This window comes from Amycolatopsis halotolerans (assembly GCF_042647905.1).
GTDB lineage: Bacteria > Actinomycetota > Actinomycetes > Mycobacteriales > Pseudonocardiaceae > Amycolatopsis > Amycolatopsis halotolerans.
Genome location: NZ_JBHRWI010000004.1, coordinates 394,437 through 420,011 on the forward strand (window position 1 = coordinate 394,437; position 25,575 = coordinate 420,011).

The 25,575-nt window shown below is 70.9% G+C and carries 18 protein-coding genes; 8 read left to right on the plus strand and 10 right to left on the minus strand.

Going from position 1 to position 25,575, the window contains the following annotated elements:
• Positions 1 to 95 precede the first annotated feature (95 nt).
• The 4 genes from asnB to ACFORO_RS04425 all read left to right on the plus strand — a co-directional run bounded on the left by asnB (position 96) and on the right by ACFORO_RS04425 (position 5,627).
• Positions 96 to 1,952: an asparagine synthase (glutamine-hydrolyzing) gene (gene asnB / locus ACFORO_RS04410; RefSeq protein ID WP_354746406.1), complete on the plus strand. Its 1,857-nt coding sequence runs from the start codon at positions 96 to 98 to the stop codon at positions 1,950 to 1,952.
• A gap of 74 nt (positions 1,953 to 2,026) precedes the next feature.
• Positions 2,027 to 3,595 carry an MFS transporter gene (locus ACFORO_RS04415; RefSeq protein ID WP_377869594.1) on the plus strand — a complete coding sequence of 523 codons (1,569 nt, stop codon included), beginning with the start codon at positions 2,027 to 2,029 and terminating at the stop codon, positions 3,593 to 3,595.
• Positions 3,596 to 3,707: 112 nt separating this feature from the next.
• Entirely contained in the window at positions 3,708 to 4,565 is an 858-nt protein-coding gene (locus ACFORO_RS04420; protein WP_377869595.1) for an LLM class flavin-dependent oxidoreductase, read from the plus strand.
• Between the two features lie 39 nt (positions 4,566 to 4,604).
• Positions 4,605 to 5,627, plus strand: a complete 1,023-nt coding sequence (locus tag ACFORO_RS04425; RefSeq protein ID WP_377869597.1) for a methyltransferase — start codon at positions 4,605 to 4,607, stop codon at positions 5,625 to 5,627.
• Between the two features lie 45 nt (positions 5,628 to 5,672).
• Here the strand turns inward: ACFORO_RS04425 and ACFORO_RS04430 are convergent, their stop codons facing one another.
• Positions 5,673 to 6,986 (minus strand): FAD-dependent monooxygenase, encoded by a 1,314-nt coding sequence (locus ACFORO_RS04430; protein ID WP_377869598.1) that lies wholly within the window; start codon positions 6,984 to 6,986, stop codon positions 5,673 to 5,675.
• Positions 6,987 to 7,309: 323 nt separating this feature from the next.
• Here ACFORO_RS04430 and ACFORO_RS04435 point away from each other — a divergent pair, with 323 nt between their 5' ends.
• Positions 7,310 to 8,833: a right-handed parallel beta-helix repeat-containing protein gene (locus ACFORO_RS04435; protein WP_354746416.1), complete on the plus strand. Its 1,524-nt coding sequence runs from the start codon at positions 7,310 to 7,312 to the stop codon at positions 8,831 to 8,833.
• A 66-nt stretch (positions 8,834 to 8,899) separates the two neighbouring features.
• Here the strand turns inward: ACFORO_RS04435 and ACFORO_RS04440 are convergent, their stop codons facing one another.
• From ACFORO_RS04440 to ACFORO_RS04480, 9 genes are all read right to left on the minus strand, one after another.
• Positions 8,900 to 9,688, minus strand: coding sequence for an FkbM family methyltransferase (locus tag ACFORO_RS04440; RefSeq protein WP_377869599.1), 789 nt, complete (start codon positions 9,686 to 9,688; stop codon positions 8,900 to 8,902).
• Between the two features lie 2 nt (positions 9,689 to 9,690).
• Positions 9,691 to 10,995 (minus strand): nucleotide disphospho-sugar-binding domain-containing protein, encoded by a 1,305-nt coding sequence (locus ACFORO_RS04445; protein WP_377869600.1) that lies wholly within the window; start codon positions 10,993 to 10,995, stop codon positions 9,691 to 9,693.
• 29 nt (positions 10,996 to 11,024) lie between these two features.
• Complete coding sequence (locus ACFORO_RS04450) at positions 11,025 to 11,765, minus strand: NAD-dependent epimerase/dehydratase family protein (protein WP_377869601.1); 741 nt, start codon at positions 11,763 to 11,765, stop codon at positions 11,025 to 11,027.
• Positions 11,765 to 12,805 carry a Gfo/Idh/MocA family protein gene (locus ACFORO_RS04455; protein WP_377869602.1) on the minus strand — a complete coding sequence of 347 codons (1,041 nt, stop codon included), beginning with the start codon at positions 12,803 to 12,805 and terminating at the stop codon, positions 11,765 to 11,767. The genes ACFORO_RS04450 and ACFORO_RS04455 overlap by 1 nt, the downstream gene beginning before the upstream one ends.
• Complete coding sequence (locus ACFORO_RS04460; protein ID WP_354746426.1) at positions 12,802 to 14,274, minus strand: NDP-hexose 2,3-dehydratase family protein; 1,473 nt, start codon at positions 14,272 to 14,274, stop codon at positions 12,802 to 12,804. Before ACFORO_RS04460 ends, ACFORO_RS04455 begins: the two co-directional genes overlap by 4 nt.
• 207 nt (positions 14,275 to 14,481) lie before the next feature.
• Entirely contained in the window at positions 14,482 to 16,071 is a 1,590-nt protein-coding gene (locus ACFORO_RS04465; RefSeq protein WP_377869603.1) for an FAD-dependent monooxygenase, read from the minus strand.
• Positions 16,072 to 16,226: 155 nt separating this feature from the next.
• Positions 16,227 to 17,453, minus strand: a complete 1,227-nt coding sequence (locus ACFORO_RS04470; RefSeq protein ID WP_354746430.1) for a nucleotide disphospho-sugar-binding domain-containing protein — start codon at positions 17,451 to 17,453, stop codon at positions 16,227 to 16,229.
• 30 nt (positions 17,454 to 17,483) lie between these two features.
• Positions 17,484 to 18,794 (minus strand): lipopolysaccharide biosynthesis protein RfbH, encoded by a 1,311-nt coding sequence (gene rfbH, locus ACFORO_RS04475; RefSeq protein WP_377869604.1) that lies wholly within the window; start codon positions 18,792 to 18,794, stop codon positions 17,484 to 17,486.
• Positions 18,791 to 19,747: an NAD-dependent epimerase/dehydratase family protein gene (locus tag ACFORO_RS04480; RefSeq protein ID WP_377896487.1), complete on the minus strand. Its 957-nt coding sequence runs from the start codon at positions 19,745 to 19,747 to the stop codon at positions 18,791 to 18,793. The genes rfbH and ACFORO_RS04480 overlap by 4 nt, the downstream gene beginning before the upstream one ends.
• A 336-nt stretch (positions 19,748 to 20,083) precedes the next feature.
• Here ACFORO_RS04480 and ACFORO_RS04485 point away from each other — a divergent pair, with 336 nt between their 5' ends.
• Genes ACFORO_RS04485 through ACFORO_RS04495 form a run of 3 tightly spaced genes read left to right on the plus strand, consistent with a single transcriptional unit; the run spans position 20,084 to position 25,557 of the window.
• Positions 20,084 to 20,632: a YbaB/EbfC family nucleoid-associated protein gene (locus ACFORO_RS04485; RefSeq protein WP_377896488.1), complete on the plus strand. Its 549-nt coding sequence runs from the start codon at positions 20,084 to 20,086 to the stop codon at positions 20,630 to 20,632.
• 21 nt (positions 20,633 to 20,653) lie between these two features.
• Positions 20,654 to 20,989, plus strand: a complete 336-nt coding sequence (locus tag ACFORO_RS04490) for a type VII secretion target (protein ID WP_354746437.1) — start codon at positions 20,654 to 20,656, stop codon at positions 20,987 to 20,989.
• Complete coding sequence (locus ACFORO_RS04495) at positions 20,986 to 25,557, plus strand: RHS repeat-associated core domain-containing protein (protein ID WP_377869607.1); 4,572 nt, start codon at positions 20,986 to 20,988, stop codon at positions 25,555 to 25,557. The genes ACFORO_RS04490 and ACFORO_RS04495 overlap by 4 nt, the downstream gene beginning before the upstream one ends.
• Positions 25,558 to 25,575 lie beyond the last annotated feature (18 nt).

Here is a 25,575-nt window from a genome sequence, read left to right on the forward strand (position 1 = left end):
GCCGCCCGCCTTCTTTCAGATCGGGTCGAGTTCTGCTCGAGCCCCGCTGGCAAGTCTGTGCCGGAGTGGTTTCGATCGGACGAGAGGGCTAGCACATGTGCGGAATCACCGGCTGGGTCGACTACCACCGTGACCTGGCCACCGAACGGCCGACCGTGGAGCGGATGACCGAGGCGATCGCGAGCCGCGGCGTCGACGACCACGGGCTGTGGCTGCGCGGCCACGCCTGCCTCGGGCACACCCGCACGGCGGTGATCGACCCGGAGGGCGGCGTCCAGCCGATGATCGCCGAGGACGGCGGCGATCCGTCCGCGGTCCTCGCCTACAGCGGCGAGATCTTCAACTTCCAGCAGCTGCGCACCGAACTGCGCGAGCGCGGGCACCGGTTCCGCACCCGCAGCGACACCGAGGTGGTGTTGCGCTCGTATCTGGAGTGGGGCGTGCGCTGCGCGGAGCGCCTCGAGGGCATGTTCGCGTTCGCGGTGTGGGACCTGCGGACCGAGGAACTGGTGCTGATCCGCGACCGGATGGGCATCAAACCGCTGTTCTACGCGAAGGTCCCGGGCGGATTCATCTTCGGGTCCGAACCGAAGGCGCTGCTGGCGCACCCGGCGATCCGGCCGACCGTCGACCTGGACGGCCTGCGCGAGATCTTCTCCACCGCCAAGCGCCCCGGCGCGGCGGTCTTCCGCGACATGCGGGAACTGCGGGCAGGCCACACGCTGACCGTGAGCCGCAAGGGCCTGCACGAGCAGACCTACTGGAAGCTCGAGGCCAAACCGCACGAGGAAGACCTCGAAGGCACCATCTCGCACGTGCGCTCCCTGCTGTCGGACATCGTGCTGCGCGAGCTGGTCGCCGACGTGCCGCTGTGCGTCGGGCTGTCCGGCGGGCTGGACTCGAGCGCGATCACCGCGCTCGCCGCGCAATGGCAGTGGAAGCTCGGCGGCGAGCGGGTGCGCACGGTGACCCACGCCTTCGAGGGGTACGCCGAGAACTTCCGCCCGGACGACGTCCGCGACACCCCCGACGGCCCGTTCGCCGCCGAGATGGCGGCGCTGGTCCGGTCGGATCACACCGACCTGGTGATCCGCACCGCGGACCTGATGGACCCGGAGACCCGGCGGGCGGTGCTGCTGGCCCAGGACATGCCCTCGACCCTCGGCGACATGGACTACTCGCACTACCTGATGCTCAAGTCGGTGCGGGACCACTCCACGGTCATGCTCACCGGCGAGGTCGGTGACGAGGTGTTCTGCGGCTTCCGCTGGATGTTCGACCCCGACTTCACCAACTCCGGCACCTTTCCCTGGGTGGCCAACGAGAACAAGATGCGCAGCACCGGCCACGGCCGCGGGCTGTTCGACCAGGGACTGTTCAGCCGGAAGCTCGACATGGCGACCTACTACGCCGACAACTACCAGCAGACCGTCGACGAAACCCCGCACCAGGAGGGGGAAAACGGCCTGGAGCACAAGATGCGCGAGATCTGCTACGCGCACTTCACCCGCTGGCTGCCGATGCTGCTGGCCCGCGGCGACCGGCTGGCGATGGCGCACGGGCTCGAAACCCGCATCCCGTACTGCGACCACCGGCTGGTCGAATACCTCTACAACACCCCGTGGGCGTTCAAGACGTTCGACGGCCGGGAGAAGAGCCTTCTGCGGGCGGCCGTCGGCGATCTGCTGCCCAAGTCCATTGTGGAGCGCCGGAAGAGCCCGTGGCCGGTCACCCAGGACCCGGCCTACACCGAGGCCCTGCACCGCGAACTCGCCGACGTGCTTGCCGACCCGTCGTCGCCGGTGCTGCCGCTGCTCGACGTGAAGGCCGCGAAGGAGACGGCCGCGAACCCGACCGGTTCGGCGCACGAATGGCAGAGCCGGATCAACGTGGAGACCGCGCTGCAGTTCGACGCGTGGCTCCGCCACTACCAGGTCGACCTCGCCATCTGACCGCGGCGCGGCCCGGGGTCCGGGCCGCGCCGCTCTCCACGGCACCGCGGGGTGCCAGTCCTGGAAGGGCTGCCATGACGACCGTCCCGGCCCCGGCTGTCCCGCGTCGCGCGGGCCTCGCCATGTTCGTGCTCGCGTTCGCTTCGTTCATGGACCTGCTCGACGTCGGCATCGTCACCGTCGTGGTGCCGGTGATCCAGCGCGATCTCGGCGCCACTTACGCGCAGAGCCAGTGGTTCGTCGTCGCGTACGTCCTGGCTTTCTCGATCGTGCTGGTGGTCGGCGGCCGGCTGGGGGACAGCTACGGCCGGCGCCGGGTTTTCCTGATCGGCGTCACCGGTTTCACCGTGCTGTCCGCCTGTTGCGCCGCCGCCCCCACCGCCGGTCTCTTCATCGCCGCCCGGCTCCTGCAGGGGGCTTTCGGCGCGTTGATGACCCCGCAGGTGTTCGCGATGATGCAGGTGCTGTTCCGGCCGGAGCAACGCGGGACCGGGTTCCTGATCTACGGCGCGGTGATCAATCTCGCCCAGATCGGCGCGCCGCTGCTCGGCGGGATCCTGGCCACCCAGGACCTGCTCGGCCTCGGCTGGCGGGCGATCTTCCTGGTCAACGTGCCGATCGGGGCGGCGATCGCGGTCGCCGCGCGGGCGCTGGTCGGGGAGTCCCGGCCGGATCGCCGTCCCGCGCTCGACCCGGTCGGCATCGTGCTGATCGCGGTCGTCACCGCGCTGGCGGTCGTCCCGCTGCAGCAGGGCCGCGAAGCGCACTGGCCGTGGTGGCTGTTCGCCATGCTGGCAGCAGTGCCGCCGCTGCTGGCGGTGCTGATCCGGTACGAGCGGAAGCGGGGCCCGGACGCGGTCCTGCCGACGAGCCTGTTCCGGTCGCGGTCGTTCTCCGCCGCCGGTCTGCTCGCGATGCTGGTGCTGTCCTCGGTCATTTCCGTGAACCTGGTCCTGGTCTGGTTCACGCAGCTCGCGCTCGGGTGGACGCCGATGCGGACCGCGGCCGGCCTGGTCGGTTTCGCGGTGGCACTGGTCGCCGTCGGCACCTGGGGCGCGAAGCGGGTGCCGTCCTTCGGCCGGGGAACCGTTGCCACCGGGGCGGTTTTGATGGCGGCCGGCGTCGGTTTGCTGAGCGTGCTGGTGGATCTCGCCGGCGCCGCGGTCTCGCCGCTCGCGGTGTCCGCCGCGCTGTTCGTTTCCGGGTCCGGCATGGCGCTGGTCGTCGGCACGCTGGTGAACATCCAGCTCCGCGACGTGCCGGAACGCGACGCGGGAGCGGCGGGCGGCATCCTGTCCGCGGTCTTCCAGTTCGCCGGCGCGGTCGGCGTCGGCGTCGCGGCTGCCGTCTTCTTCGCCCTCGTGGCGCGCGGCGGCAGCCAAGACCTGTCCGCTCCGGTCGGCACGCCGCAGGCCGCGTTCAGCACCTGCGTCCACGATCAAACGGCCGGGCCGAACCCGTTCGCGCCACCGGATTCCTGCCGTGTTCCCGAGCTGCGCGGCCCGGCCGTCGCCGCTGCCTTGACCGGCGCGAAACAGCGCGCGTTCGCCGACGCCACCACGACGACGCTGTGGGTGCAGGCCGGTGTTCTCCTTCTGGCCGCCGCGCTTTGCCGGCTCCTGCCTGCCCGGCGGAGCGGATGAACCGGCTGCCCCATTTCGGCTCCAGCGCGGCCCGATCGGCCCTCGGCAGGCTCGGGACGACCAGCGGGAAACCCGGCCGCGGCCGGGGCACGACTTCGGGAAGGAAGGGCGCATGGACATCGGAGTAGGGCTGCCCAGCACGGTGCCGGGCGCCGCGGGCAAGGAACTCGTCGAGTTCGCCGGGCGGGCCGAGGAGCTGGGGTTCAGCACGCTGGCGGTGCTCGACCGGCTCGTCTGCGACAGCTACGACAGCCTGGTCGCGCTGGCCGCGGCGGCCGCGGCGACCGAGCGGATCACGCTCGCCAGCACGATCCTGCTCGCCGCGTACCGGCCGAGCGGCGCGGTGCTGGCCAAACAGCTCGCCAGCATCGACCGGATCAGCGGCGGGCGGCTGGTGCTCGGCGTCGCGGCCGGCGGGCGGGAGGACGACTTCGCCGCCTCCGGCGTCGCCTACCGCCGTCGCGGGGCCCGGCTGGACGCGCTGCTCGAGGAATTGGGCCAGGTCTGGTCCGGCGGCGGCGCGGTGCCGGGCATCGGCCCGAAACCGGAACGCGGCCGGATCCCGATCTGGATCGGCGGGCACTCCGAGGCGGCACTGGCCCGCGCGGCCAAGCACGGCATCGGCTGGATTTCCCCGGGCGGCAGCGCATCGGCCTACTCCGAGCTGGTCGAGCGCGCCAACACCGCGTTCGCCGCGGCCGGCCGCACCGAGAAACCGCGGATGGCCGCGATGACCTACGTCGGCCTCGGCGAGGAGAACTCCGCGCGCGGCGCCCAGTACCTGCGCGACTACTACTCCTACATCGGACCGAAAGCCGAGTTTCTGGCCAAGGGCTTGCTTTCCGACGAAGCCCGGCTCCGCGACACGATCGACAGCTACGCCGCCGCCGGCTGCGATGAACTGATCCTCTTCCCGACCACCGCCGACCCCGGACAGCTCGACCAGCTGGCCAAGGTCGCCTTCGGCTGAACCGAACCCCGATCCGACCGAGCACTGAGGAGCCCGCACATGCCCAGCACCAGCGCCGCCCCCGGAGTGTCCGTTTTGGACAGTCCGGAGCAGATCGTCCGCCTCGGCAACCGATTCTCCGACGCCAAGGCGCTGCTCACCGCCGTCGACCTGGACCTCTTCGGCGTACTGCAGGACAATCCCGGCACCGCCGAAGAAATCCGCACCCGGCTCGACGTCGCCGGGCGCGGACTGTCCGACCTGCTGCACCTGCTCGCCGCGCTCGGCCTGCTGGACTTCGAGGACGGCCGGTTCGCCAACACGCCCTCGGCGGCGAAGTACCTGATCCGCGGCACCGACGACTACATCGGCGGGTTCCTGCTCCGGTCCGACCGCAACCTGTACCCGGCCTGGGGCAAGCTGGCCGAGGCGCTGCGCACCGGGCGGCCGCAGGCGGTGGGCAACTTCGACCAGGTGGTCGCCGATCCCCGGCTGCTGCGCCAGTTCATCGGGATGATGGACGGGCTGACCCAGGTGCTCGGCCCGCAGTTGGTCGCCGCGTACGACTTCGCCCGGCACCGCACCGTCCTCGACGTCGGCGGGTGCCGGGGGAACCTGCTGTCCAAAGTGCTCGGCGCCAACCCCGGGATCACCGGGACGGTCTTCGACCTGCCCCAGATGGAGCCGTTCTTCGCCGAGTTGATGGCCGAGACCGGACTGACCGGCCGGGCCTCGTTCCGCGGCGGCAATTTCTTCGAGGACCCGCTGCCGACCGCGCACCTGGTCAACCTCGGGCACGTCCTGCACGACTGGGATCCCGCCCAGCGCAAGGAACTCGTGGCCAAGGCGTACGCCGCGGTCGAGCCGGGCGGGGCGCTGCTCGTCTACGACCGCATGCTGGACGACGAGCCCGCCCACGTCGAGAACCTCGTGATCAGCCTCGACATGCTGCTGGTCACCGACGGCGGCTCCGAGTACCCGGTGACCGAGGTGAAGGAGCACGCCGCCGCGGCGGGCTGCCGGGACATCACCGAGCAGCCGCTCGGCGCGTACGACACGCTCGTCATCTGCCGCAAACCCTGACGCCGGTCCCGGCCCGCCCCCGAACGGCGGACGGGCCGGGACCGCTCACCGCAACAGCTCGCCGAGCACCCCGGCCAGCGCGAGTTCCGGCGACGCGGGCGCGGTTTCGGTGAGCCAGCCGACGTACCCGTCCGGACGGATCAGCACCGCGCCGCCGTCGCCGATCGGATAGCGGGCCGATCCCCAGCCGTCGAGATCCTTCAGCTCCGTTTCCGCCGGGCCGCGGCCGAGCCGGTACGCGCGCAGCGGCACCGACGTGCGGCGGGCGACCCGGCGCGCCGCCGCGGTCCACTCCGCCCCGTCGCTCCCGGCCAGCAGGACGAACGAACCGTCGAACAGGTCGTGGGAGGACAGCCGGGACCCGGCCCGTTCCAGCCACAGGTGCGGGGCCCGCGTCCCCGGGCGGGCCCGCACCGAGAACCGGTCCTCGAACACCGAGTCCGGCCGGTTCCCGACGAGCGCGCCCGCCGGGTACTGCTGCCCCAGCGTCAGCACCTGGTCCTCCGCCTCGTCCGACGGCATCCGCGCGCTGCCGGGCACCCACCGCTTCTCCAATTCCAGCGCGACCGGACGACGTTCGGCTTCGTAGCTGTCGAGCAGACCGGACCCGGCCCAGCCCTGGATCACCCCGGCGAGCTTCCACGCCAGGTTGTGCGCTTCCTGGACCGCGAGGCCGGCGCCGAGCGCGTCGGCTCCGGGCCACCAGCGCGCGCTGTCTCCCACCAGGAACACCCGCCCGATCCGGAACGTCTCGGCGGTGCCGGACAGGTACCGCCGCGTCCCGGCCCGGCGTGGCGCCGAGATCGGCTCGCCCGCGTACCTTGCTTCGTTCTCCGGAGCGGCAGTCCGCCCGGGCGGGCGGACGAGCAGGCTGGCCGCGACCCGGCCTCCCGTGCCCTCCGCCGCGATCACGTAGTCCGCCCGGACGACGTCGGTCCGGCCGGTGGCCCGGTCGAACAGCGCCGCGTCGGCCCCGGCGGAGTCGGTGGCGATCGACACGAGCTCGGCGCCGAACCGGATCACGGCTCCCGGCCGGCGGGCCGCCTCGAGCAGAACCGGCTCGAGCGCGTGCCGGTCGCCCTCGTGGACATCGCACGGGCACAGATCCGGCCACCATCCGGGGCCGGGCGACGCGCCGCGGCGGACCGTCCCCCGGATCTCCTCTTCGAGCCCCAGTGCGCGGCAGATCTCCATGGTCCGCTGGTCGATGCCGGAGCCGCCGCCCGGCGGGCGCACCCCGGGCCGCCGTTCCACCAGCACCGACCGCACCCCGTGGCGGGTCAGGAAAACCGACGCAGCGAGGCCGGCGAGGCCCCCGCCGACGATCAGGACCGGCACCCGCTGCAGCTCACTCGCCATCGACACTCACCTAGTCATAGTAGTGTTAATCAGAATAACGTTAGTTATCTCTGCAATATATTAGGTAGCAAGGCGTGTGCGCAGCGAAACGAAAGCGCCAGTTATCTTGTCTATAGTTATGAGTTAGTTATTCCTTTGATGGACATGCCCGGTGTGCGTCATTAGACTCAGCGTTACTCGCCGGCGACTAGCTCTGGGGAAGTTCATCCGGCGGGGCTAAAAGGATGTTCAGTTATCTGACCGAGGGTGACGAAACCCCTGTCGGAGTACGCCATTAGCTGGAGAAGCACAAAAAGCACGAATCGAACAGTGGGGGAACATTCATGCACGGAAAACGAGCCGTCGCGGCCAAGGTCCTGGCCGCCGCGGCCTCGCTCGTTCTCGGCGCGGGACTTGCCGCGGCCCCGGCCGAAGCCGCCGCGCCCAAGACACCGCGCACGTACTACGTCGACTGCGCACGCGGCCTCGACGTGGGGCCCGGCACCAGTCCTGACCAGGCATGGAAGCTGTCCAAAGCCAACACCGCGAAGTTCCTGCCCGGGGACACCGTCCTCTTCAAGTCCGGGGTCACCTGCACCGGGACCTTCGCGCCCAGCGGCTCCGGAACGGCGAAGGCTCCGATCAAGGTCGGCAAGTTCGGCTCCGGGGCCAAACCCCGCATCGACGGCAACGGCGGGGCCAGCGCGATCTATCTGCACAACGTCGCGGGCTGGGAACTGCGCGACCTCGACATCACGAACACCGGCCCGGCGCCCGCCGCGAACCAGCAGCGCGCGGGCATCTACGCGCTGCTCGAGGACTACGGCGTCGGCAGCCACTACGTGATCTCCAATGTGGACGTCCACGACGTCAACGGATGCGACTGCCGGTTCCCGCCCAGCGGCGGGGTGGTGTTCTACGCGACCGGCTCCGCGACCCCGACCCGGTTCGACGACGTCGCCGTCACCGGCAACACCGTCCAGCACGTCGACCGGATCGGCATCGGCATGCTGTCCACCTGGACCGGTTCGCCGCTGGTGCCGATGACGAACGTGCGGTTCTCGGGGAACACCGTGCGGGACATCGGCGGCGAGGGCATGGTGGTGTTCAACGGCTCCGGCGCGATCATGGAGCACAACGTCATCAACGGGTTCAACGAACGGTCCACTCAGGACAGTGCGGGCGCGTACGGCTGGAACGCCACCGGCACCCGGATCCGGTACAACGACGTGTCGAACGGCAAGGGCCAGGCGATGGCGTTCAGCCTGGACGACGCGAACATCGACACGGTCATCGAATACAACTTCTCGCACGACAACAAGGGCGGCTTCCTGCTGGAGTGCTCCGGCAACGACGTGAAGTCCGCGAACGGCATCGCCCGGTACAACCTCAGCCAGAACGACGCGGCGGGCACGGACGGGCCCTACACCAGCACGATCACCATCTCCTGCGGCGACGCGTCGAACACCCAGATCTACAACAACGTCTTTTACGCCCCGGCCAGTCCCCGGCTGGTCACGAACATCAGCACCAGCACGATGGGGGTCAGCTTCACCAACAACATCTTCTACGGCCAGCCCGGCAATTCCAGCGTCAGCGACACCACCGGCAAGTACCTGAAGAACGTCTTCTACCAGGTCTCCGGGGCCCCGCTCGCCGACCCGACCTCGATTCTCGGCGACCCGGGGCTGCTCAGCCCCGGCACCGCGACCTCGATGGCGACCGCGACCGGCTACCAGCTCCACCAGACCTCGCCGGCGATCGACCACGGCGCGCCGGTGACCGACAACGGCGGCAAGGACTTCTTCGGCAACCCGATCACCAGCAAGCTGAACATCGGGGCCTACGAAGGCACCGGCGTCAGCTGACCTTGTCGCGACAAGCATGGGGCGGCCGCGGAATTCCCGCGGCCGCCCCTTTCGCGCGAATAAGGTTCAGTCCCTCGTCGCCAGCACGACGTAGACCGTCCCGCCCGCGAACACCGGCGCCTGCCGGACGCGGACGTCGAAACCGCGGCCCGCCAGCCGGGCCACCGTCTCGCCGAGGCTGCCGTTGAGGTCGTGCACCTCGGCCAGTACCCGGCGGATCCGCGGCCACAGGTCGTCCCGCACCCCGTCGAGCACTTCCAGTTCGGCCCGTTCGACGTCGATCTTCAGCAGGCCGACCCGGTCGATCCCGTACTCGTCGAACACCGAACTCAGCGTCACCACCTGGACGGTCTCGGTCTCGCGGACGTTGTGCATCTCCCGCACCAGCGGTTTCGCGGCCTCGTCGAAGCCGACGTTGGTCAGGTACGCCTCGAGGTTGAGGTCCTCCTCGGCCTGATCGGTGTGCAGGGTCGATTTCGAGGCGGCGTGCGGGTGGTACACGAACTCGGCCTCGCCGGGCTCGGCCGCGACCGCGAGCCGCAACGCGGTGCCGCCCGGCACGTTCCGGGCGAAATTCGTTTCCAGGCACGAAAAGGTGCGGGCGGCCGGCTCGAAGGCGATGATCCGGGAACCGGGGGCGAGTTCGGCGAAACACAGCGACGCCAGTCCGACGTGCGCGCCGACGTCGAGCACGACCTCGTCCGGCCGGACTCCCGCGACCGCCTCGGTGTACGGGGTGTCGCCGTCGATCTCCTCCCAGAGGATCCGTGCCTCGACCTCGTCGAAGCAGTCCACCTGTTTCCCGTTCGGCAGGGTGTGGGTCACGGCCTCGGTGCGGGTTCGTTCGGCGGTCATGCTCAGCTCTTTCCGTGCGTCGTCGTGGTTCCGTGGTTCGCCAGGTCTTCCAGTGCCCCGACCGCCTCGCTCGGGGCGGGTCGTTCCCGCAGTTGCCTGCTCGCCTCGGCCGCGTTCCGGAGGTACGCGGGGTCGGCCAGGATCTCCAGCGCGGCTTTGCCGATGTCGTTCTCGTTCGCCTCGTACGCGGCGATGTTCCGGCCGACGCCCGCGGCCTCCACCCGCCGCGCGATCACGTGCTGGTCGAGTCCGTGGGGGATGGCCAGCTGCGGAACGCCGGTCGCGAGCGCGGTCATCACCGAACCGGCGCCGCCGTGGTGGACGAGGAGGTCGCAGCGCGGCAGTACCAGGTGCAGCGGCACGTTCTCCATCGGCCGCACCCCCGGCGGCAGCGGGCCGAGCTCGGCCAGGTCCGCGGCGTTGGCGGCGACCAGCACCTCGGCCCCGGTCTCGGCCAGCGCCCGGACGACCGGGGGGACCGCGAGCGCGCGGCTGCCGAAGATCTGCCGCGACGAGTTGCCCCAGATCACGCAGATCCGCTGCCGGTCAGGGGTCAGCTCCGGCAGCCAGTCCGGTTCCTCCCCGGGTCCGTTGTAGGGCAGATAGCGGATCGGGAGGCGGACGGCGGTGAGGCCCGGCTCGGTGCTCGCCGGGCACGGGTCCAGGACGTAACCGGGCCCGGACGGGGTTTCCGGGAGCCCGAACCTGGCCAGCGCGTCGGTCAGCGGGCGGTTGAGGACGTACTCGCCGTCGAACTGGACCAGGTCGTGGATGCTCGCGGTCTCGTCGAGCCCGGCGAAGGCGAGGACCATCTCCTCCGGGCCGATCGGGCCCCAGAGATGGTTGACCGAAGGCACGTCCAGCACCCGGCCGGCCAGCGGTCCCTCGAAGCTGACCGGATCGTGCACGACCAGCGCGGGACGCCAGTCCCGGGCGAAGGCCACCACGCTGTCCGCGCTCCGTTCGGCCGCCGCCGCGCCGTCCGCGCGCAGCCGGGCGGTGATCCCGGCCAGGTCGATCTCGTCGAGGTCGTTCACCTCTTCCCCGGTTTCCGGGTGCGGCGGCGGGGAGGCGTAGCGCCACTGACCGCCCCGGGCCTGCACCGCGTTCAGCCAGCGGGCGTGCAGGAGCTGCTCGGTCCCGGCGAGGATCGGCACCGGGACTAGTCCGGCCCGCGTCACGTGCGTGCTTTCCGAAGGGGCGCAGGCGACCCGCACCTCGTGCCCGGCGGCCTGCAGCGCCCAGCCGAGCGGCACCATCGGGAAATAGTGGCTCCGCCAGCTGGAAACCGTGAACAGCACGCGCATTTCGTCACTCCTGTCTGTTCGCGGAACGGCTAGTAGCAAGGGACGTAACGGTCGAGCAGGCTTTCGGCGTAGCGGTCGCGGGAGATCCGCGAGTAGATCTGCGGCACGAGGCTGCACAGTTTTTCCGTCGACACCACGGTCCGGGCGGGCGGTCCGGGAATGACGAGCCGTCGCGCGGTGATGCCGAGCCGGTCCTCGATGCCCTGCACGATGTGCTCCACGCGGTTCGGCTGCCCGGACGCGACGTTGACCACCTCGCCGGTGATCTCCTTCTCCAGCAGGTGGTCCAGCGCGCAGCGCAGGTCCGCGATGTCGATCAGGTCCCGGTGCGCGCCCTGGCGCAGCCGGACGGTCCCGGACCGGATCTGCTGGATGAGGTTCGGCAGCAGCTGGTGCGCTCGCTGGCCGTCGCCGACCAGATGGCTCAGCCGCAACACCAGCCAGGACACCGGGAAGTCCATCACCCGGCGCTCCAGCGCGTATTTGTGCTTGCCGTACGGCGATTCCGGGAAGACCGGCCGGTGTTCGGCGGCCGGGACGTCGGTCGAGCCGTACATCGCCTGCGACGCGGTCGACAGGAAGACGACCGCGGCGCCCTGGCGGCGGCAGCGGCCGAGGACCTCGGTGACGAGCTCGGCCTCGCGGTCGAACTCTGTCTTGCCCGCGGCCTGGGTGCTGGACACCCCGGCGGCGAGCACAGTCACCCGGGGGTGGCGGGAAGCCAGCGAAGCGAGGCCGCGTGCGACAAACCCGTTGCCGACGATCTCCATCACGCACCCCGGGTCGCGGGAACCCGCTGAGCCTTGGCCGCGATGTCCGCGAGCAGCTGGGCCAGTCCCAGCGCGGAGGCGGCGTGGGCCTCCCGCTCCGGATCCGCACCGGTGCGCCGGGTCGCGAGCACCGCGTCGGCGAAGGCGGACAACGAGTTCCGGAACTGGTGATCGGCGGGCAGCACGATTTCCTCGACCCGGTCCTGTTCTTCGACGCGCACCACCGGCCGCAGCCATTCGGGCGGGGTGAAGACGCGGTCGACGCTGATCCGGCCGCTGCCGCCCCACAGCAGGTATCGGGCGCCGTAACCGTGCTCGAAGCCGAAGCTCAACGTCGCGGTCCGGCCGCCGGCGGACCGGAGCAGGACGGATCCGCCCGCGTCGACGCCGTACTCGTCGTCCCAGCGCAGGACGGCTCCGGCCACCTCGAGATCGTCGCCGAGGAAGAACCTCGCCGCGCTGATCGGGTACACGCCGACGTCGAGCAGCGCGCCTCCGCCGAGCTCCGGGCGATGGCGGATGTCGGCGGCGGGCAGCGAAGGAATGCAGAACGCGCTCTGGAACTCCACCAGCGAGCCGATCCGGCCCGCGCGCACCAGATCGCGCACCGCGGCGTGCTGGCCGTGATGCGGGTACGTGAGGTTCTGGCGGATCACCAGGCCCCGGCTCGCGGCGGCGGCCAGCAGTTCGGCGGTTTCGGCGACATCGGTCGCCATCGGCTTCTCCACGAGCACGTGCTTGCCCGCGGCCAGCGCGGCGAGCGTCCAGCGGCGGTGCAGTGCGGCGGGCAGCGGCAGGTACACCGCGTCGACGTCCGGGCTGGCGAGCACCGCGTCGTAGTCTTTCGCCGCCCGGCAGCCGAATTCGGCGGCCAGCCGCTCCGCTTTTTCCCGGTCCCGGCTGGCGACCGCGGCGAGCACGACGTTCGGGGCGGCGAGCGCGGCGGGCAGCGTCCGGCGCCGGGCGACCGAGGACGCGCCGAGCACGCCGAGCCGGACCGGGGGCTCGCCGGAGCCGGCGAGTGTTTCCTGTCTGGTCATCCGAGGCCGCCCGGCGCGGCGAAGGAAAGGCTGTGCAGGCAGGAAACCAGGCTGCGGGCCTGGACGTTCACGTAGTGGCTGTGCCGGATCAGCGCGGTCAGCTGGTGCACGGTCAGCCAGCGGAAGTCCTGGCGCACGTCCTCGTGTTCGTCGTCGCCGACCTCGATCACGAGATAGCGGTTCTGCGCCTGGAAAAAGCGGCCGCCCTCCTCGGAAAGGACCGTGTCGTACCGGATCGCGTCCGGCGGCGCCTCCAGCACGTCGTCGAGATAGGCCGGGCGGGCTTCCGGCGGGAGGTGCTCGTAGTTCTCCGGGGCGCACTGGACTGTCGGCGCGAGCTCGATCACGTCCAGGTAGCCCGGTTCCACGCGGGCGTTGACGAGCACGTGCAGGACCCCGCTGATCCGCTTGACGAGGACGGCGACGAGACCGGTCCCGTGCGGCGAGATCATCGGCTGGCACCAGCCGTGCACCTCCCGGTTGCCCGCGCTCACTTCGACCGCGATGACGTCGAAGAAGGCCCCGGTCTCGTGCTCGATGACGTCGTCGCCGAGCCGCCAGCCCGTCGTTTCGGCGAGCGGGATCAGCTTCGTCGCGACGTCGTTGCCGACCCGGCATTCGGTGATCCAGCTGAGGACGTCGCCCGCGCTGTGCAGGCTCCCGTTGTCCTCGGACAGCGAGCGGATGACCGAGGACTGGAAATCGTCCCCGCCGAAGCTGAAGAGCGAGGCGATGCCCGCCGCGGAGAACGGCAGGCAGGACAGCACCGTGCGGGTGTCCATGTTGATCACGTCGTATTCGGCGAGCAGGCGGTGCAGCTGGCCGACGGTGATCCAGCAGAACCCGTCGAGCACCTCGACGTCCGAGGAGACCTCGACGACCATGTTGCGGTTGCGCTTGCGGTAGAACCACGAACCCTGCTCGGACTGCAGCACGTCGGCGAGCACCCGGTGCCCGCCGGTGTCCCGGAAGTACTCGAGATAGGGCACCGTCCGTCCTTTGTGGACCTGGGTGTAGTTGCTCCTGGTCGCCTGCACGGTCGGCGACAGCTGCACCCCGCCCGCGTTGCCCGGTTCCATCTTCGCCTGCATCAGGCAGTGCAGCACCCCGTCGAACTCCTTGACCAGGATTCCCAGGATGCCGACCTCCGGCTGGTTGAGGATCGGCTGCGACCATTCCTTCACCGGGCCGCCGGACACCGCGACCGACAGCCCTTCGACGCTGAAGAACTTGCCGCTCTCGTGCGCGTAGTTCCCGGTTTCGCTTGCCCTCGACCACTTCCGCATCTCGTCGAACGCGACGCGCCGGACGTCGAACACCTCCTGGCGCTTGCGCGCGGCCAGCCAGCCGTGCAGCTGCTCCAGGTCGAGGACGCCGCTCAAGGCGAGCGCGGACTCTGCGATCCGGACCGACACCGCGCGCTCGAACGTGCGCAGGCGGGTTCCCGCCCCCGAAGTCGTCTGCACCATCGCCCCATCCTCATCAGGTCGGACTGCTGCTCTCGGCAAGACATGCTGTGCTGCACCAACAGTGTTCGGGGCGGCTCGACCGCCGCTGGAGCTCGGCTGGAACGTTCAGTCCATAAAGGACTCGTAAGCCACACGTGCGGCGGGCACGCGAAAAGCCCGGCGGGAGGACTGCCCGAGTCCGCCCGCCGGGCCGGTTTCCGCTGCCGCTCAGCGGGTCTGCAGGACCCGCTCCAGCGCGCCGGACAGAGCCGCCGCCGGCTGGTCGCCGGTCTGGCTCAGCCACGCGACATACCCGTCCGGGCGGATCAGCGCCGCGCCGCCCGCGCCGAGCGGGTAGTGCTGCTCCCAGACCTTGTCGACGTCGACCAGGTCGGCCCCGGCCTCCGCGGACCCGATGCGGAAAGCCTTGACCGGGCAGGAAAGCCGCTCCGAGACCGCGGCCGCGGCTTCGGACCAGCCGGTGCCGTCGGTCCCGGTGAACAGGACGAACCCGCGGCCGAACAGGTCGTGGGTGGAGATCTGCTCGCCGTCCCGCTCGACCCACAGGTGCGGGGCGCGCAGGCCCGGCTCGGCCGTCTTGCCCAGCGTGTCGCCGAAGACCGAGTCGTGCTTGGCCCCGAGCACCGCCGAGGACCAGTAGCGCTGGCCCAGCGTCCACAGCTGGTCGTCGGTGGTGTCGTCCTCGATTTCCGCGCTGTTGCGCTGCATCTGCCGGTTCACGACGAGGTCCGACAGCTCCACGGCGAGCGTGTGCCGCTCGGTGTGGTAGGTGTCGAGCAGGCCCTCGCCCGCCCAGCCCTTGACCACGCCGGCGATCTTCCAGGCCAGGTTGTACCCGTCCTGGACGCCGGTGTTCGCGCCCATCGCGCCCGCGGGCGGCCACACGTGCGCGGCGTCGCCGGCGAGGAAGACCCGGCCGCTGCGGTACTGGTCGGCGAGGCCGATGGCCTGCTCCCAGGCCGCCACGTCCTCGATCTCGACCTCGAGGTCGTCCCGGCCGATCGCGTTCCGCACGTCGGCGACGCAGCGCTCGACGGTGAAGTCCGCGGGCGACTGGCCCGCCGCCGGGTCGTAGCCGACGCTCATGCCCCAGCGGTTCGGCTCCGCCGTGGTGACCAGGCCGCCGCCGACCTTCTCGTTCACGATGATCCAGAACAGCGCCGGCCGCGGCACGAACTCCGAGAGGTCGGCGCGGAAGACGATGCTCACCGAGTGCTGGACCACGCCGGGCCCGGTGCGGTGGATGCCGAGCTGCTCGCGGATCGGGCTGCGGTGCCCGTCCGCCGCGACGACGTAGTCCGCGAGGACGGTCTCCTCGACGCCGGTCGCGCGGTCGCGGATGACCGCGGTCGCACCGTTGTCGTCGGTGACGATGGAGACCAGTTCGGTGTTGAACCGGTGCTCCGCACCCTTTTCCCGGGCCGCGGAGATCAGGATCGGCTCCACCGCGTTCTGGTCGGCCTGGCAGAACTCGCCCGGGCTGAGCGCGGGCCAGATCCGCGGCGCGTCGTCGTCGAACAGCCAGTGCCACTCGCCCGCCAGCGTCTCGCACCGGGCGACGCCCCAGTCGTCCTCGAACGGCTTGCCCGCCTCGCGGATGGCGGTTTCCAGGCCCAGCGCCCGGTAGATCTCCATCGTCCGCTGGTTGATCCCGCGGGCCCGGCCCTGGATCGACGCGCCCGGGTGCCGGTCGACCAGCAGGGTGCGCACCCCCTGCTCGGCCAGGAACAACGTGGTGGCCAGCCCGACCAGGCCACCCCCCACCACCAGGACCGGAACGCGTTCCTCGTCTGCCATGCGTCTCACCCTCTGAATAGTTTTCGCTGTCGTCGACCGGCGGCACAGCGCCGGCAGCCGGGCTCGATTCCCGGCGGGCGTCCTCAGCGCGGCGAAGACCGGCTACCGGCCGGGAGGCCCGATAGCCATGAAGATACTAGTCTTTTTATGACGAGTCAACTCGGGGCGCCTGCCCGGGGCCGGGCGACGCGGTGCTCGCCGGAGCGCCGGTCCGCTGCCAGCTGTTCCAGCACCGGCACCACCTCCGCGGGGGTCAGGCCCGCCTCGTTCTCCTCCCGCACCCGCCGCGCGGCGGCCGCGTACGACGGGTCGCCGAGGATCGTGCTGATCGCGTCCCGGATCCCGCCGATGTCCGCTTGCGCCGCCCGGGTGTCGATCGACAGGCCCGCCCCCGCTTCCTGGATCCGGCTCGCGCAGTCGAAGTGGTCGAACACCTGCGGCAGCACGAGCTGCGGGACTCCGAGCGCCGCGGCGGACAGCGCGGCGCCGCTTCCGCCGAGCGCGATCAAAAGGTCGCAGCCGGGCAGGAACAGGGTGAGCGGCATGAGCTCGACGACCCGCCAGTGCGGCGGCAGCTCGCCGATCAAGCCGACGTCGGACTTGCTGACGGCGAGAACCACCTCGACGTCGTCGAGGCCGGCGAGCGCTTCGGCCACTCGCACCAGCGGCCGCGGCCCGCAGATCGAGAGCAGCGTCTTGCCGAAGCAGATGCAGACGCGCTTGCGCGGCGACGGGCGCAGCGCCCAGTCGGCGACGGTGCCGGCCCCGTTGAACGGCACGTACCGCATTCGCAGGCCGGGACTCGCCTCCCGCGATTGCAGGCTCGGCGGGCAGGGGTCGAGGACGAGATCGGAATCGGGCAGCCCGGCGAGGCCGAGCCGGTCGCACAGCGGGGCGAGGTCCCACCTCGCCTTGTCGTGATAGACCGGGCCGGTGGCGTCGACGCCGTACCGGTGGGTGGCGACCGGGACGCCGAGCACGCCGCCGAGCACCCGGCCGATCAGCGCGGTCGAGTCGGGCAGCAGCAGGTCCGGCTGCCACTCGCGGGCGAAGCGCTCGTAGTCCGGCAGCGCCGCGTCCGCGTAGTCCGCGTGCAGATCCGCGAGCATTTCCACCAGGAACCGGCCGTACCGCGTGGTTTCCCGGTGTTTCCACTCCTCGACCGGGAACCGGTCGCCGGGGTCGACGTAGAGGTCCCGGTTGAAGTTCTCCGACGACCCCAGCGCGGCGAAGCTGAACCCGGCGGCGTGCGCCGAGCCGGCGATGTCCGGCGTGCCCGCGAACAGCACCTCGTGCCCGGCCGCCCGCAGCGCCCACATCAGCGGCACCATGGCCATGATGTGCGTCGCCGCGGACGGGGACGGCAGGGCCAGCACTCTCATCAGCAGGTCTCCTTCGGTGCGGGCCGGTCGCTAGCCGCGGCGCCCGGTGACGAATTCGCTGATCGAGGCGACCATGTAGTCGATCATCTCGCCGGTCACCCCCGGATAGACCCCGATCCAGAACGACTGCTCGGTGATCACGTCGCTGTTGCGCAGATCCGCGGCGATCCGGTACCGCTGGTCCTGGTAGGCGGGCTGCCGGGTGAGGTTCCCGGCGAACAGCAGCCGGGTGCCGATGCGGCGGGAATCCAGGAACCGCACCAGCTCCCGCCGGGCGAACGGGGCCGCCGGGTCGACCGTGATCACGAAACCGAACCAGCTCGGGTCGCTGCCCGGGGTCGGCTCCGGCAGCAGCAGCCACGGCAGCCCGTCGAGTTCGGCGCGCAGCCGCCGCCAGTTCCGCTTGCGGGCCGCGACGAAATCGGCCAGCTTGCGCAGCTGGCTCAGCCCCAGCCCGGCCTGGATGTCGGTGGTCTTCAGGTTGTAGCCCACGTGGGAGAAGATGTACTTGTGGTCGTAGCCGTGCGGCAGCTCGGCCATCCGGTGGTCGAACCGCTTCAGGCACTTGTTGTCCTCGCCCGGCGGGCACCAGCAGTCGCGGCCCCAGTCCCGGAAGGACTCCGCGATCTTGGCCAGCGCCAGGTTGTCGGTGAGCAGGCAGCCGCCCTCGCCCATCGTCAGGTGGTGCGCGGGGTAGAAGCTGACGGTGGCCAGGTCGCCGAAGGTGCCGGTGTAGCGGTCCTGGTAGGTCGACCACACGGCGTCGCAGTTGTCCTCGATCAGGAACAGGTCGTGGTCGGTGGCGAGCTGGGCGATTTCGGCGGCCGGGAACGGGTTCCCGAGCGCGTGCGCCAGCATGATCGCCTTGGTGCGCGGGCCGATCGCGGCCGCGACGCGGTCCGCGGTCGTGTTGCAGGTGGCGAGGTCCACGTCCACGAAGACCGGGGTGAGGCCGTTCTGCAGGATCGGGTTGACGGTGGTCGGGAACCCCGCGGCGACGGTGATCACCTCGTCGCCCGGCCGCAGCCGGCGCTCCCCGAGCTTGGGCGAGGTCAGCGTGCTCAGCGCGAGCAGGTTCGCCGACGACCCGGAATTCGTCAGATGCGCCTTGCGCAGAGTGAGCGCGCGGGCGAACTCCCGCTCGAACCGCAACGCGGTGTCCCCGGAGGCGATGTGCAGTTCCAGCGCCTCGGCCACGATCGCCGCGCGGTCGTCCTCGTCGAGCACCGCGCCGGACGCCAGGATCGGCGTGACCCCGGGCACGAACGCCCCGTCGGTGCGGCGGCTGCGGTGCAGCTTCCGCGTCTGTTCCAGAATGGACTGCGTTGCCGGGTCGTTCATGCCTGCCGTCTCCGTTCAGAGCTGGTTTCCTGCCACAGAGAGCGCAGCGCCTCGGTCAGCGACCGGCGCGGCTCCCAGCCGAGCACCTGCTTCGCGGCGTCCGGCACGATCCGCCGGGCCTCGAACCCCGCCGCCCGCCGCGACTGCCCGCCGCCGCGGTCGGCCACCGTCGCCGGGACCCCGCTGAGGCGGATCAGCTGCCGCACCACGTCGGCGACCGGGACGAGCTCGCCGCGCGCGATGTTGAACACGCCGGATGCCGCCGGCGTGCGCACCGCGGCGAGCACCGCGGCGCCGACGTCCCGCACGTCGAGGAAGTCGCCCCGGCCGCGGAGCGCCGGAAGCTCGATCACCGCGGCGCCGTCCGCGAGCTGCCGGACCGTCATTCCGAGCAGGCTTTCCGGCGGCATCCCGGGCCCGACCGAGGTGCTGAGCCGCAGCACGACCGCCCGTGCCCGACTGGCCAGCACCGCCTCGGTGGCAAGCAGCTTGCCGCGTCCGTAATGGTTCACCGGCGCCGCGGGCGAGGACTCGCGCAGTTCGGCCGGCCCGGCAGGATTCCCGTATTCGTAGACCGTGCCGAGCTGAATCAACCGCGGCGCGGCCGGGCACGACGCGAGCGCTTCGAGGACGGTGCCGACCAACTCGACGTTCGCCTTCGTCAGGTCCGAGTCCGAGCCGCGCCAGACCGCTCCGGCCGCGTTGACCAGCACAGTCGCGCGTTCGTCGGCGAGCAGCCGCGCCAGCCCGGCCGCTCCGCCGACGACGACGTCGAACGGGCGGAACCGGCAGCCGAGCGAAACAGCGGGCGGCCGCCGCGCGACCGCGGTGACCGCGTACCCGGCGGCGGTCAGCGAGACGCACAGGTTCCGGCCGAGGAACCCGGTCCCGCCGAGCACCACGACCCGCTCCGGCGCGGTGCCGCGCCCGGGCCGCGGCCAGCTGTCAGACATGCTCGGACCGTAGGATCGCCCGCACGATTTTCGTTGTAGCCGTGGTGGAAGAACCGGCGCCGGGGGACCGGAGCCGACTCGCCCGTGCCGCCGGAGCCCACGCTGAGTCCACTGTGGACGAAACCCGGCCGGAACGACTCCGGCCGCGGATGACGTTTCTCTGCCGGAAAAATCCGCTTTGTGCTCTTGCCGCACCCGCTCCCGAACCGGGCCCGCCGACCATCGATCAGTTGCCGTCGTGCGCCATTCGGCGTAATTCCGGAAGGTCTGCCCCCTTTCGCTCCGGCTTCGGTGGTTTCCTCGTACAGACCCGGCGATGGGGGAGCACAAAACCGGATGAGCGATCCATTATCGGACAATGCGGAAGCCCGGATCGACGACTTGGTCGCGCAGACCAAGCGGAAAGCCGAGCGGTACCGCGCGATGCAGCAGGCCGTCGAACAGGTCTCGGTGTCGGCGGCCAGCAAGGACGGCACCGCCACGGTCACGGTGGACTCCGCCGGCAATGTCGCCGACCTGCGGATCACCGACCGCGTGCGGGAGATGTCCGGCGATCAGGTCGCGAAGGCCGTGCTGACCGCGCTGCGCGCCGCGCAGGCGAAACTGCCGGACCGGCTGGGCGAGGTCATGGCGGACACCATCGGCGACGATCCGCGGACCCGCGACACGATCGTCGGCAGCTACCGGGCGAAATTCCCCGAACCCGAACCCGAGCCGGACGAAGCGCCGCCGCCTCCGGACAGCCGGATCGGCCGGCTCGACGACGAACCGGAGACCCCGCGGCCTGCCGAGCCGCCGCCGCCGGCGCCGCGGCGTCCGGCCCCGCCCGGCGATGACGACGACAACGACGAGGGCTTCGGCGGCCCGGTCATGATCCGCGAATAGCCGGGACTGGGGGAGGCGACGATGCCGGACGGCGCGGCGAACGGCGGCTATCAGGTCCGCCCGGACGAATTGCTCACGCACGCGAAAGCGGTCGAGCAGGTCGGCCAGACCCTCGGCCAGGCGCTGGCCGCGGCCGAGCAGGTCACCATGGGCGTGCAGGCCTACGGCCTGATCTGCGGCCCGCTGTTCGTGCCGATGGTGCTCGCGGTCAGCGCGCCGGGCCTGCTCACCCTCGGCGCCGCGCAGCAGGCCATGGGCACGCTGTCCCAGTCGATCCAGCAGGCCGCGAAGACCTATCAGGACGCCGAACAGGCGCATTCGCAGCGGATCAGCAGCCTCGGCAAGGACCTGCCGTGAGCAATCCGCTGGTCGCCGGCAAACAGGACTCGACCACCTGGCACACCGGCGTCAACGTCCTCGACGACGCGATCGGCGCGTACGACGGCATCAAGTCCGGTTCGTGGATCGAAGGCGGCATCGCCGCGCTCGGCACCGCGATGGACCTGCTGACCATCGCGATGAACCCGGTCGGCACGCTCATCTCCTACGGCCTCAACTGGCTGATCGAACACGTCAAACCGCTGCAGGACGCGCTGAACCAGCTCGCGGGCGACGCTGACCAGATCACCGCGTACTCGCAGACCTGGGGCAACATCGCGAAGGCCGTCGAGAAAGCGGCCAAGGACCTCGGCGACAGCGTGCAGAAGGACACCGCGCACTGGGGCGGGCAGGCCGCGGACGCCTACCGCGCGAACGTCAAGAACAAGATCGACCACCTCAACGCGGCCGCGACCTGCGCGAGCGGGATCAGCACCGTGGTGGAGGTCGTCGGCGTCATCACCGCGGCGGTGCGCGCCATGGTCCGGGACATGATCACCCAGGCGGTCGGCGACTTCATCCAGGACGCGCTGGAGGAGGTCTGCTCGCTGGGCCTCGGCACCCCGGTCGTGGTGGCGCAGGTGGTCGAGCAGGTGTCGGCGTGGATCGAGAAGATCGGCGCGCTGGTCAAGAAGCTGATCAACTCGGTCGAGAAACTGCGGCCGCTGATGTCGAAGCTCGAAGAGATCTTCGCTGCGGTCAAGAAGGTCATGTCCGAACTGCACGGCCGCCCCGGCGGGGACGGCACGCACGTCTCGTCGGCCGAACCCGGCCACCCCGGCGGCCCGCACGAACCCGGCGCCCCGCACGACGGCACCACCCCGTCCTCCTCGCCGGAGCCGGGCGGCACGGTCCCGGACGGCACACCGCCGGGCGGCCACGACCCGGCCGCACCCGGCAGCCGCGATCCGGAGGCGGCGGGCGGGCAGAAGTCCGAGGGCACCGGCGGCTGCGACGGCAAGGGCGGCGACCCGGTCGACGCGGTGTCCGGCCAGATGATCACCGCGGGCACCGACGTCGACCTGCCCGGGCTGCTGCCGCTGGTGCTGAACCGCGGGTACGCCTCCGGCTACGACGCCGGCCGGTCGTTCGGCCCCGGCTGGGCGTCCACAATGGACCAGCGGCTGGAGCTGACCGACGACTTCGTCCGGTACTACGGCGCGGACGCGGAAGTGCTCAGCTACGTCCACCCCGCGCGCGACGGCTCGCCGGTGCTGCCGAGTTTCGGCGCCCGCTGGCCGCTGAGCTGGGACGCCGCCGCGGAAACGTACGTACTGGTCGACCAGGAATCCGGATGGACCCGCCGATTCGCCGCACACCCCTCGGCTCCCGGCGAGTGGCAGATCAGCTCGCTGTCGGACCGCAGCGGACACCGCGTCGACTACCTGCGCGACGAAGCGGGCCGTCCGCTCGCCGTCACGCATTCCGGCGGCTACCGGATCGGCGTCGAGACCGTCGACGGCCCGGCAGGTCTCCGCATCGCCGGGTACCGGCTGCTCAGCGGCGGAGAACAAGGCGAAGACGTGCCGGTCGTGTCGTTCCGCTACGACCGGCGCGGCCGGCTGTCCGGCATCGTGAACTCGACCGGCGCGCCGTACCAGTACGACTACGACGACGAGGACCGCATCGTCGCCTGGACCGATCGCACCGGCTACCGCTACGCGTACGAATACGGCGCGGACGGACGCGTCGTCCGCGGCGCGGGTCTGGACGGGTACCTCGACGCGACGTTCGACTACGACCTGCCCGGCCGGGTCACCACCATCACCGACAGCCTCGGCCAGCGCACCCGGTACCACTACGACGAGCACAACCACATCACCGCGGTGGTCGACCAGAACGGCGAGGTCGAACGCCCCGAGTTCGACCGGTTCCACCGCCTGGTGTCCTTCACCGACAAGAACGGCGCGGTCACCCGTTACGAACGCGACGAGAACGGCGATCCGACGCGGATCGAGTACCCCGACGGCACCGCGCTCACCATCGAGTACGACCCGCGCTGGCGGCTGCCGAGCACGGTCGTCCAGCCGAACGGCGCGGTCTGGCGGCACACCTACGACGACGCCGGCCGCGTCGTGTCCACAGTGGACCCGATGGGGGCGGTCGCGACCAGCGAACTGGACGAGCGGGGCCATCTCGCCGCCACCGTCGAACCGGACGGCGCCCGCTGGACCTACACCAGCGACGACGCCGGCCGCCCGCTTTCGATCACCTCGCCGGACGGCGAAACCACCACCTTCCGGTTCGACGGCTTCGGCAAGCCGGTCGAAGCGACCGACTCGCGCGGCCGCACCACCCGGTACGGCTGGACCCGCGAAGGCGCGCTGGCCTGGCGCGTCGCTCCCAACGGCGACCGGGAGGAACGGTTCTACGATCTCGAAGGCAGCCTGGTCCGGGACCGTTCGGTCAGCGGCGCGATCACGGTTTTCGAACGCGGCCCGTTCGGCCTGCTCCGCGCGCGCACCGGCCATGACGGCATTCGGCACACCTTCGCCCACGACACCGAGATGCGGCTCACCGAGGTCCGCAACCCGGCCGGACAGGCCTGGTCCTACCGCTACGACCCGGCCGGAAACCTGATCGGCGAACGGGATTTCACCGGCCGCTCGCTCGAGTACCGGGTCGACGCGAACGGCGCGCTGATCTCGCGCACCGAAGCGGGCGGCCCGGCGACCGAGCTGACGCGCGACGTCCGCGGCCGGGTGCTCCGCCAGTCGTCCGGTGAAACGATCGTCGCCTATGACTACGACGAAGGCGGCCAGCTGAGCCGGATCGCCGACGCCGCCGTCGAAGTGACCTACGAGCGCGACTTGCTCGGCCGCCCGGTCGCCGAGTCGGTCGACGGCCGGGTGCTGCGCAGCGAGTACGACCTGGTGGGCCGTCGCGTCCGCCGGGTCACGCCGTCCGGGATTGAAGCGCGGTGGCAGTACGACGAGATGCGCCGGGAAACCGCGATGGCCGGAACCGCCGGGACGATCGCCTTCGAATACCGGGACGGGCTTGAGGTGCTCCGCCGCCTCGGCGAAGGCGCGAGCCTGACGCAGACCCACGACGAACTGGGCCGCCTCGCCAGCCAGACTCTCTTCTCCGCCAGCGAGCCGAATCGCGCGCTGCAGGAACGCAGCTTCCGCTACCGCGCGGACGGCCAGGTGCTCGCGATCGACGACCGGGTGCACGGCGCCCGGCTCTTCCAGCTCACCCCCGGCGGCCGCGTCACCGGCGTGCAGGCCGCCAACTGGACCGAGCACTACGCGTACGACGCACTGGGAAACCTGGTCTCCGCACAACCCGGTCCGTCCACAGAGGACGCAGCGGACATGGCCGGCCCGCGCACGGTGGACGGCATGCTGCTGCGCAGCGCGGGCCGGACGTCCTATTCGTACGACGCGGCGGGCCGGGTCGTACGGGAAGTCCGCCGCGGCCTGTCCGGCCAGCGCCGGATCCGCGAGTACGAATGGAACGACCTCGGCCAGCTGGTCGCCGTCACCACCCCGGACGGCTCCCGCTGGCGATACCGCTACGACCCGCTCGGCCGCCGGATCGCCAAGCAGCGGCTGGCCGCGGACGGCGGCGTCGCCGAAGAAACCCGGTTCTCCTGGGACGGCACCGTGCTGGCCGAAGCCGCCCGCACCGTCGACGGCCGGACCACCGTCACGTCGTGGGACTACCGCGGCGGCTCGGCCGAACCGATCGCGCAGACCACGCGTTCCTGGCTGGCGGACGCACCCGCCGAGACGATCGACACCCGCTTCCACGCCATCGTCGCCGACCTGATCGGCGCCCCGACCGAACTGGTGGACGCGAACGGCCGCGTCGCCTGGTACCGGACAAGCGGTTTGTGGGGCAACACCATCGCCATGTCCGCTTCGGACGGCACCGGCTGCCCGCTGCGCTTCCCCGGCCAGTACTACGACGACGAAACCGGCCTGCACTACAACGTGCACCGGTATTACGACCCGCACACCGCGCGGTACCTCTCGCCGGACCCGATCGGGCTGTCCCCGTCCTCGAACAACTACACCTACGTCCCGAACCCGTTGGTCGTCGCCGACCCGCTGGGCCTGGCCGGCTACCAGGACCCGGTGTCCAAGCGGTGGGCCCGCGACCCGGCCCTGCCGCCGGCGGACCACATCCACAACCGCGGCACCGAGTACCCGAAGGGCTATTTGCAGTCCACCCACGACACGATGGCGACCAAGTGGACCGAGGAGGGCCGCGCGCTCGGCGGCGTCCCCCGCGACCCGACGACCGGCGCCCGCATCCCGCACGACCAGCTGAACTGGGTCGACCGCGAAGGCAATCCGATCCCGTACTACGACGCCAAGGGCAAGACGAACCTGACCTACGAGCACGTTCCCCCGGTCGTGGAGCACTGGCGGGACGAGGGCCACAACATGACCGACGCGGAACGCAAGGCCTGGTACAACAAGACTGACGACATGGAAGCGATGAGCCGGTCGCAGAACTCGTCCGAAGGCGCCAAGCTGGACGAACGGTACGCGAAGACCGCGCCGGGACCGCGGCATCCATGTACCTTGGCGCACTGAACAAGGCGATACCGGGAG

Excerpts from the sequence above, each read along its gene's own strand:
- asnB (WP_354746406.1), top strand. The coding sequence starts at position 96 with ATGTGCGGAATCACCGGCTGGGTCGACTACCACCGTGACCTGGCCACC.
- ACFORO_RS04415 (WP_377869594.1), top strand. The coding sequence starts at position 2,027 with ATGACGACCGTCCCGGCCCCGGCTGTCCCGCGTCGCGCGGGCCTCGCC.
- ACFORO_RS04420 (WP_377869595.1), top strand. The coding sequence starts at position 3,708 with ATGGACATCGGAGTAGGGCTGCCCAGCACGGTGCCGGGCGCCGCGGGC.
- ACFORO_RS04425 (WP_377869597.1), top strand. The coding sequence starts at position 4,605 with ATGCCCAGCACCAGCGCCGCCCCCGGAGTGTCCGTTTTGGACAGTCCG.
- ACFORO_RS04430 (WP_377869598.1), bottom strand. The coding sequence starts at position 6,986 with ATGGCGAGTGAGCTGCAGCGGGTGCCGGTCCTGATCGTCGGCGGGGGC.
- ACFORO_RS04435 (WP_354746416.1), top strand. The coding sequence starts at position 7,310 with ATGCACGGAAAACGAGCCGTCGCGGCCAAGGTCCTGGCCGCCGCGGCC.
- ACFORO_RS04440 (WP_377869599.1), bottom strand. The coding sequence starts at position 9,688 with ATGACCGCCGAACGAACCCGCACCGAGGCCGTGACCCACACCCTGCCG.
- ACFORO_RS04445 (WP_377869600.1), bottom strand. The coding sequence starts at position 10,995 with ATGCGCGTGCTGTTCACGGTTTCCAGCTGGCGGAGCCACTATTTCCCG.
- ACFORO_RS04450 (WP_377869601.1), bottom strand. The coding sequence starts at position 11,765 with ATGGAGATCGTCGGCAACGGGTTTGTCGCACGCGGCCTCGCTTCGCTG.
- ACFORO_RS04455 (WP_377869602.1), bottom strand. The coding sequence starts at position 12,805 with ATGACCAGACAGGAAACACTCGCCGGCTCCGGCGAGCCCCCGGTCCGG.
- ACFORO_RS04460 (WP_354746426.1), bottom strand. The coding sequence starts at position 14,274 with ATGGTGCAGACGACTTCGGGGGCGGGAACCCGCCTGCGCACGTTCGAG.
- ACFORO_RS04465 (WP_377869603.1), bottom strand. The coding sequence starts at position 16,071 with ATGGCAGACGAGGAACGCGTTCCGGTCCTGGTGGTGGGGGGTGGCCTG.
- ACFORO_RS04470 (WP_354746430.1), bottom strand. The coding sequence starts at position 17,453 with ATGAGAGTGCTGGCCCTGCCGTCCCCGTCCGCGGCGACGCACATCATG.
- rfbH (WP_377869604.1), bottom strand. The coding sequence starts at position 18,794 with ATGAACGACCCGGCAACGCAGTCCATTCTGGAACAGACGCGGAAGCTG.
- ACFORO_RS04480 (WP_377896487.1), bottom strand. The coding sequence starts at position 19,747 with ATGTCTGACAGCTGGCCGCGGCCCGGGCGCGGCACCGCGCCGGAGCGG.
- ACFORO_RS04485 (WP_377896488.1), top strand. The coding sequence starts at position 20,084 with ATGAGCGATCCATTATCGGACAATGCGGAAGCCCGGATCGACGACTTG.
- ACFORO_RS04490 (WP_354746437.1), top strand. The coding sequence starts at position 20,654 with ATGCCGGACGGCGCGGCGAACGGCGGCTATCAGGTCCGCCCGGACGAA.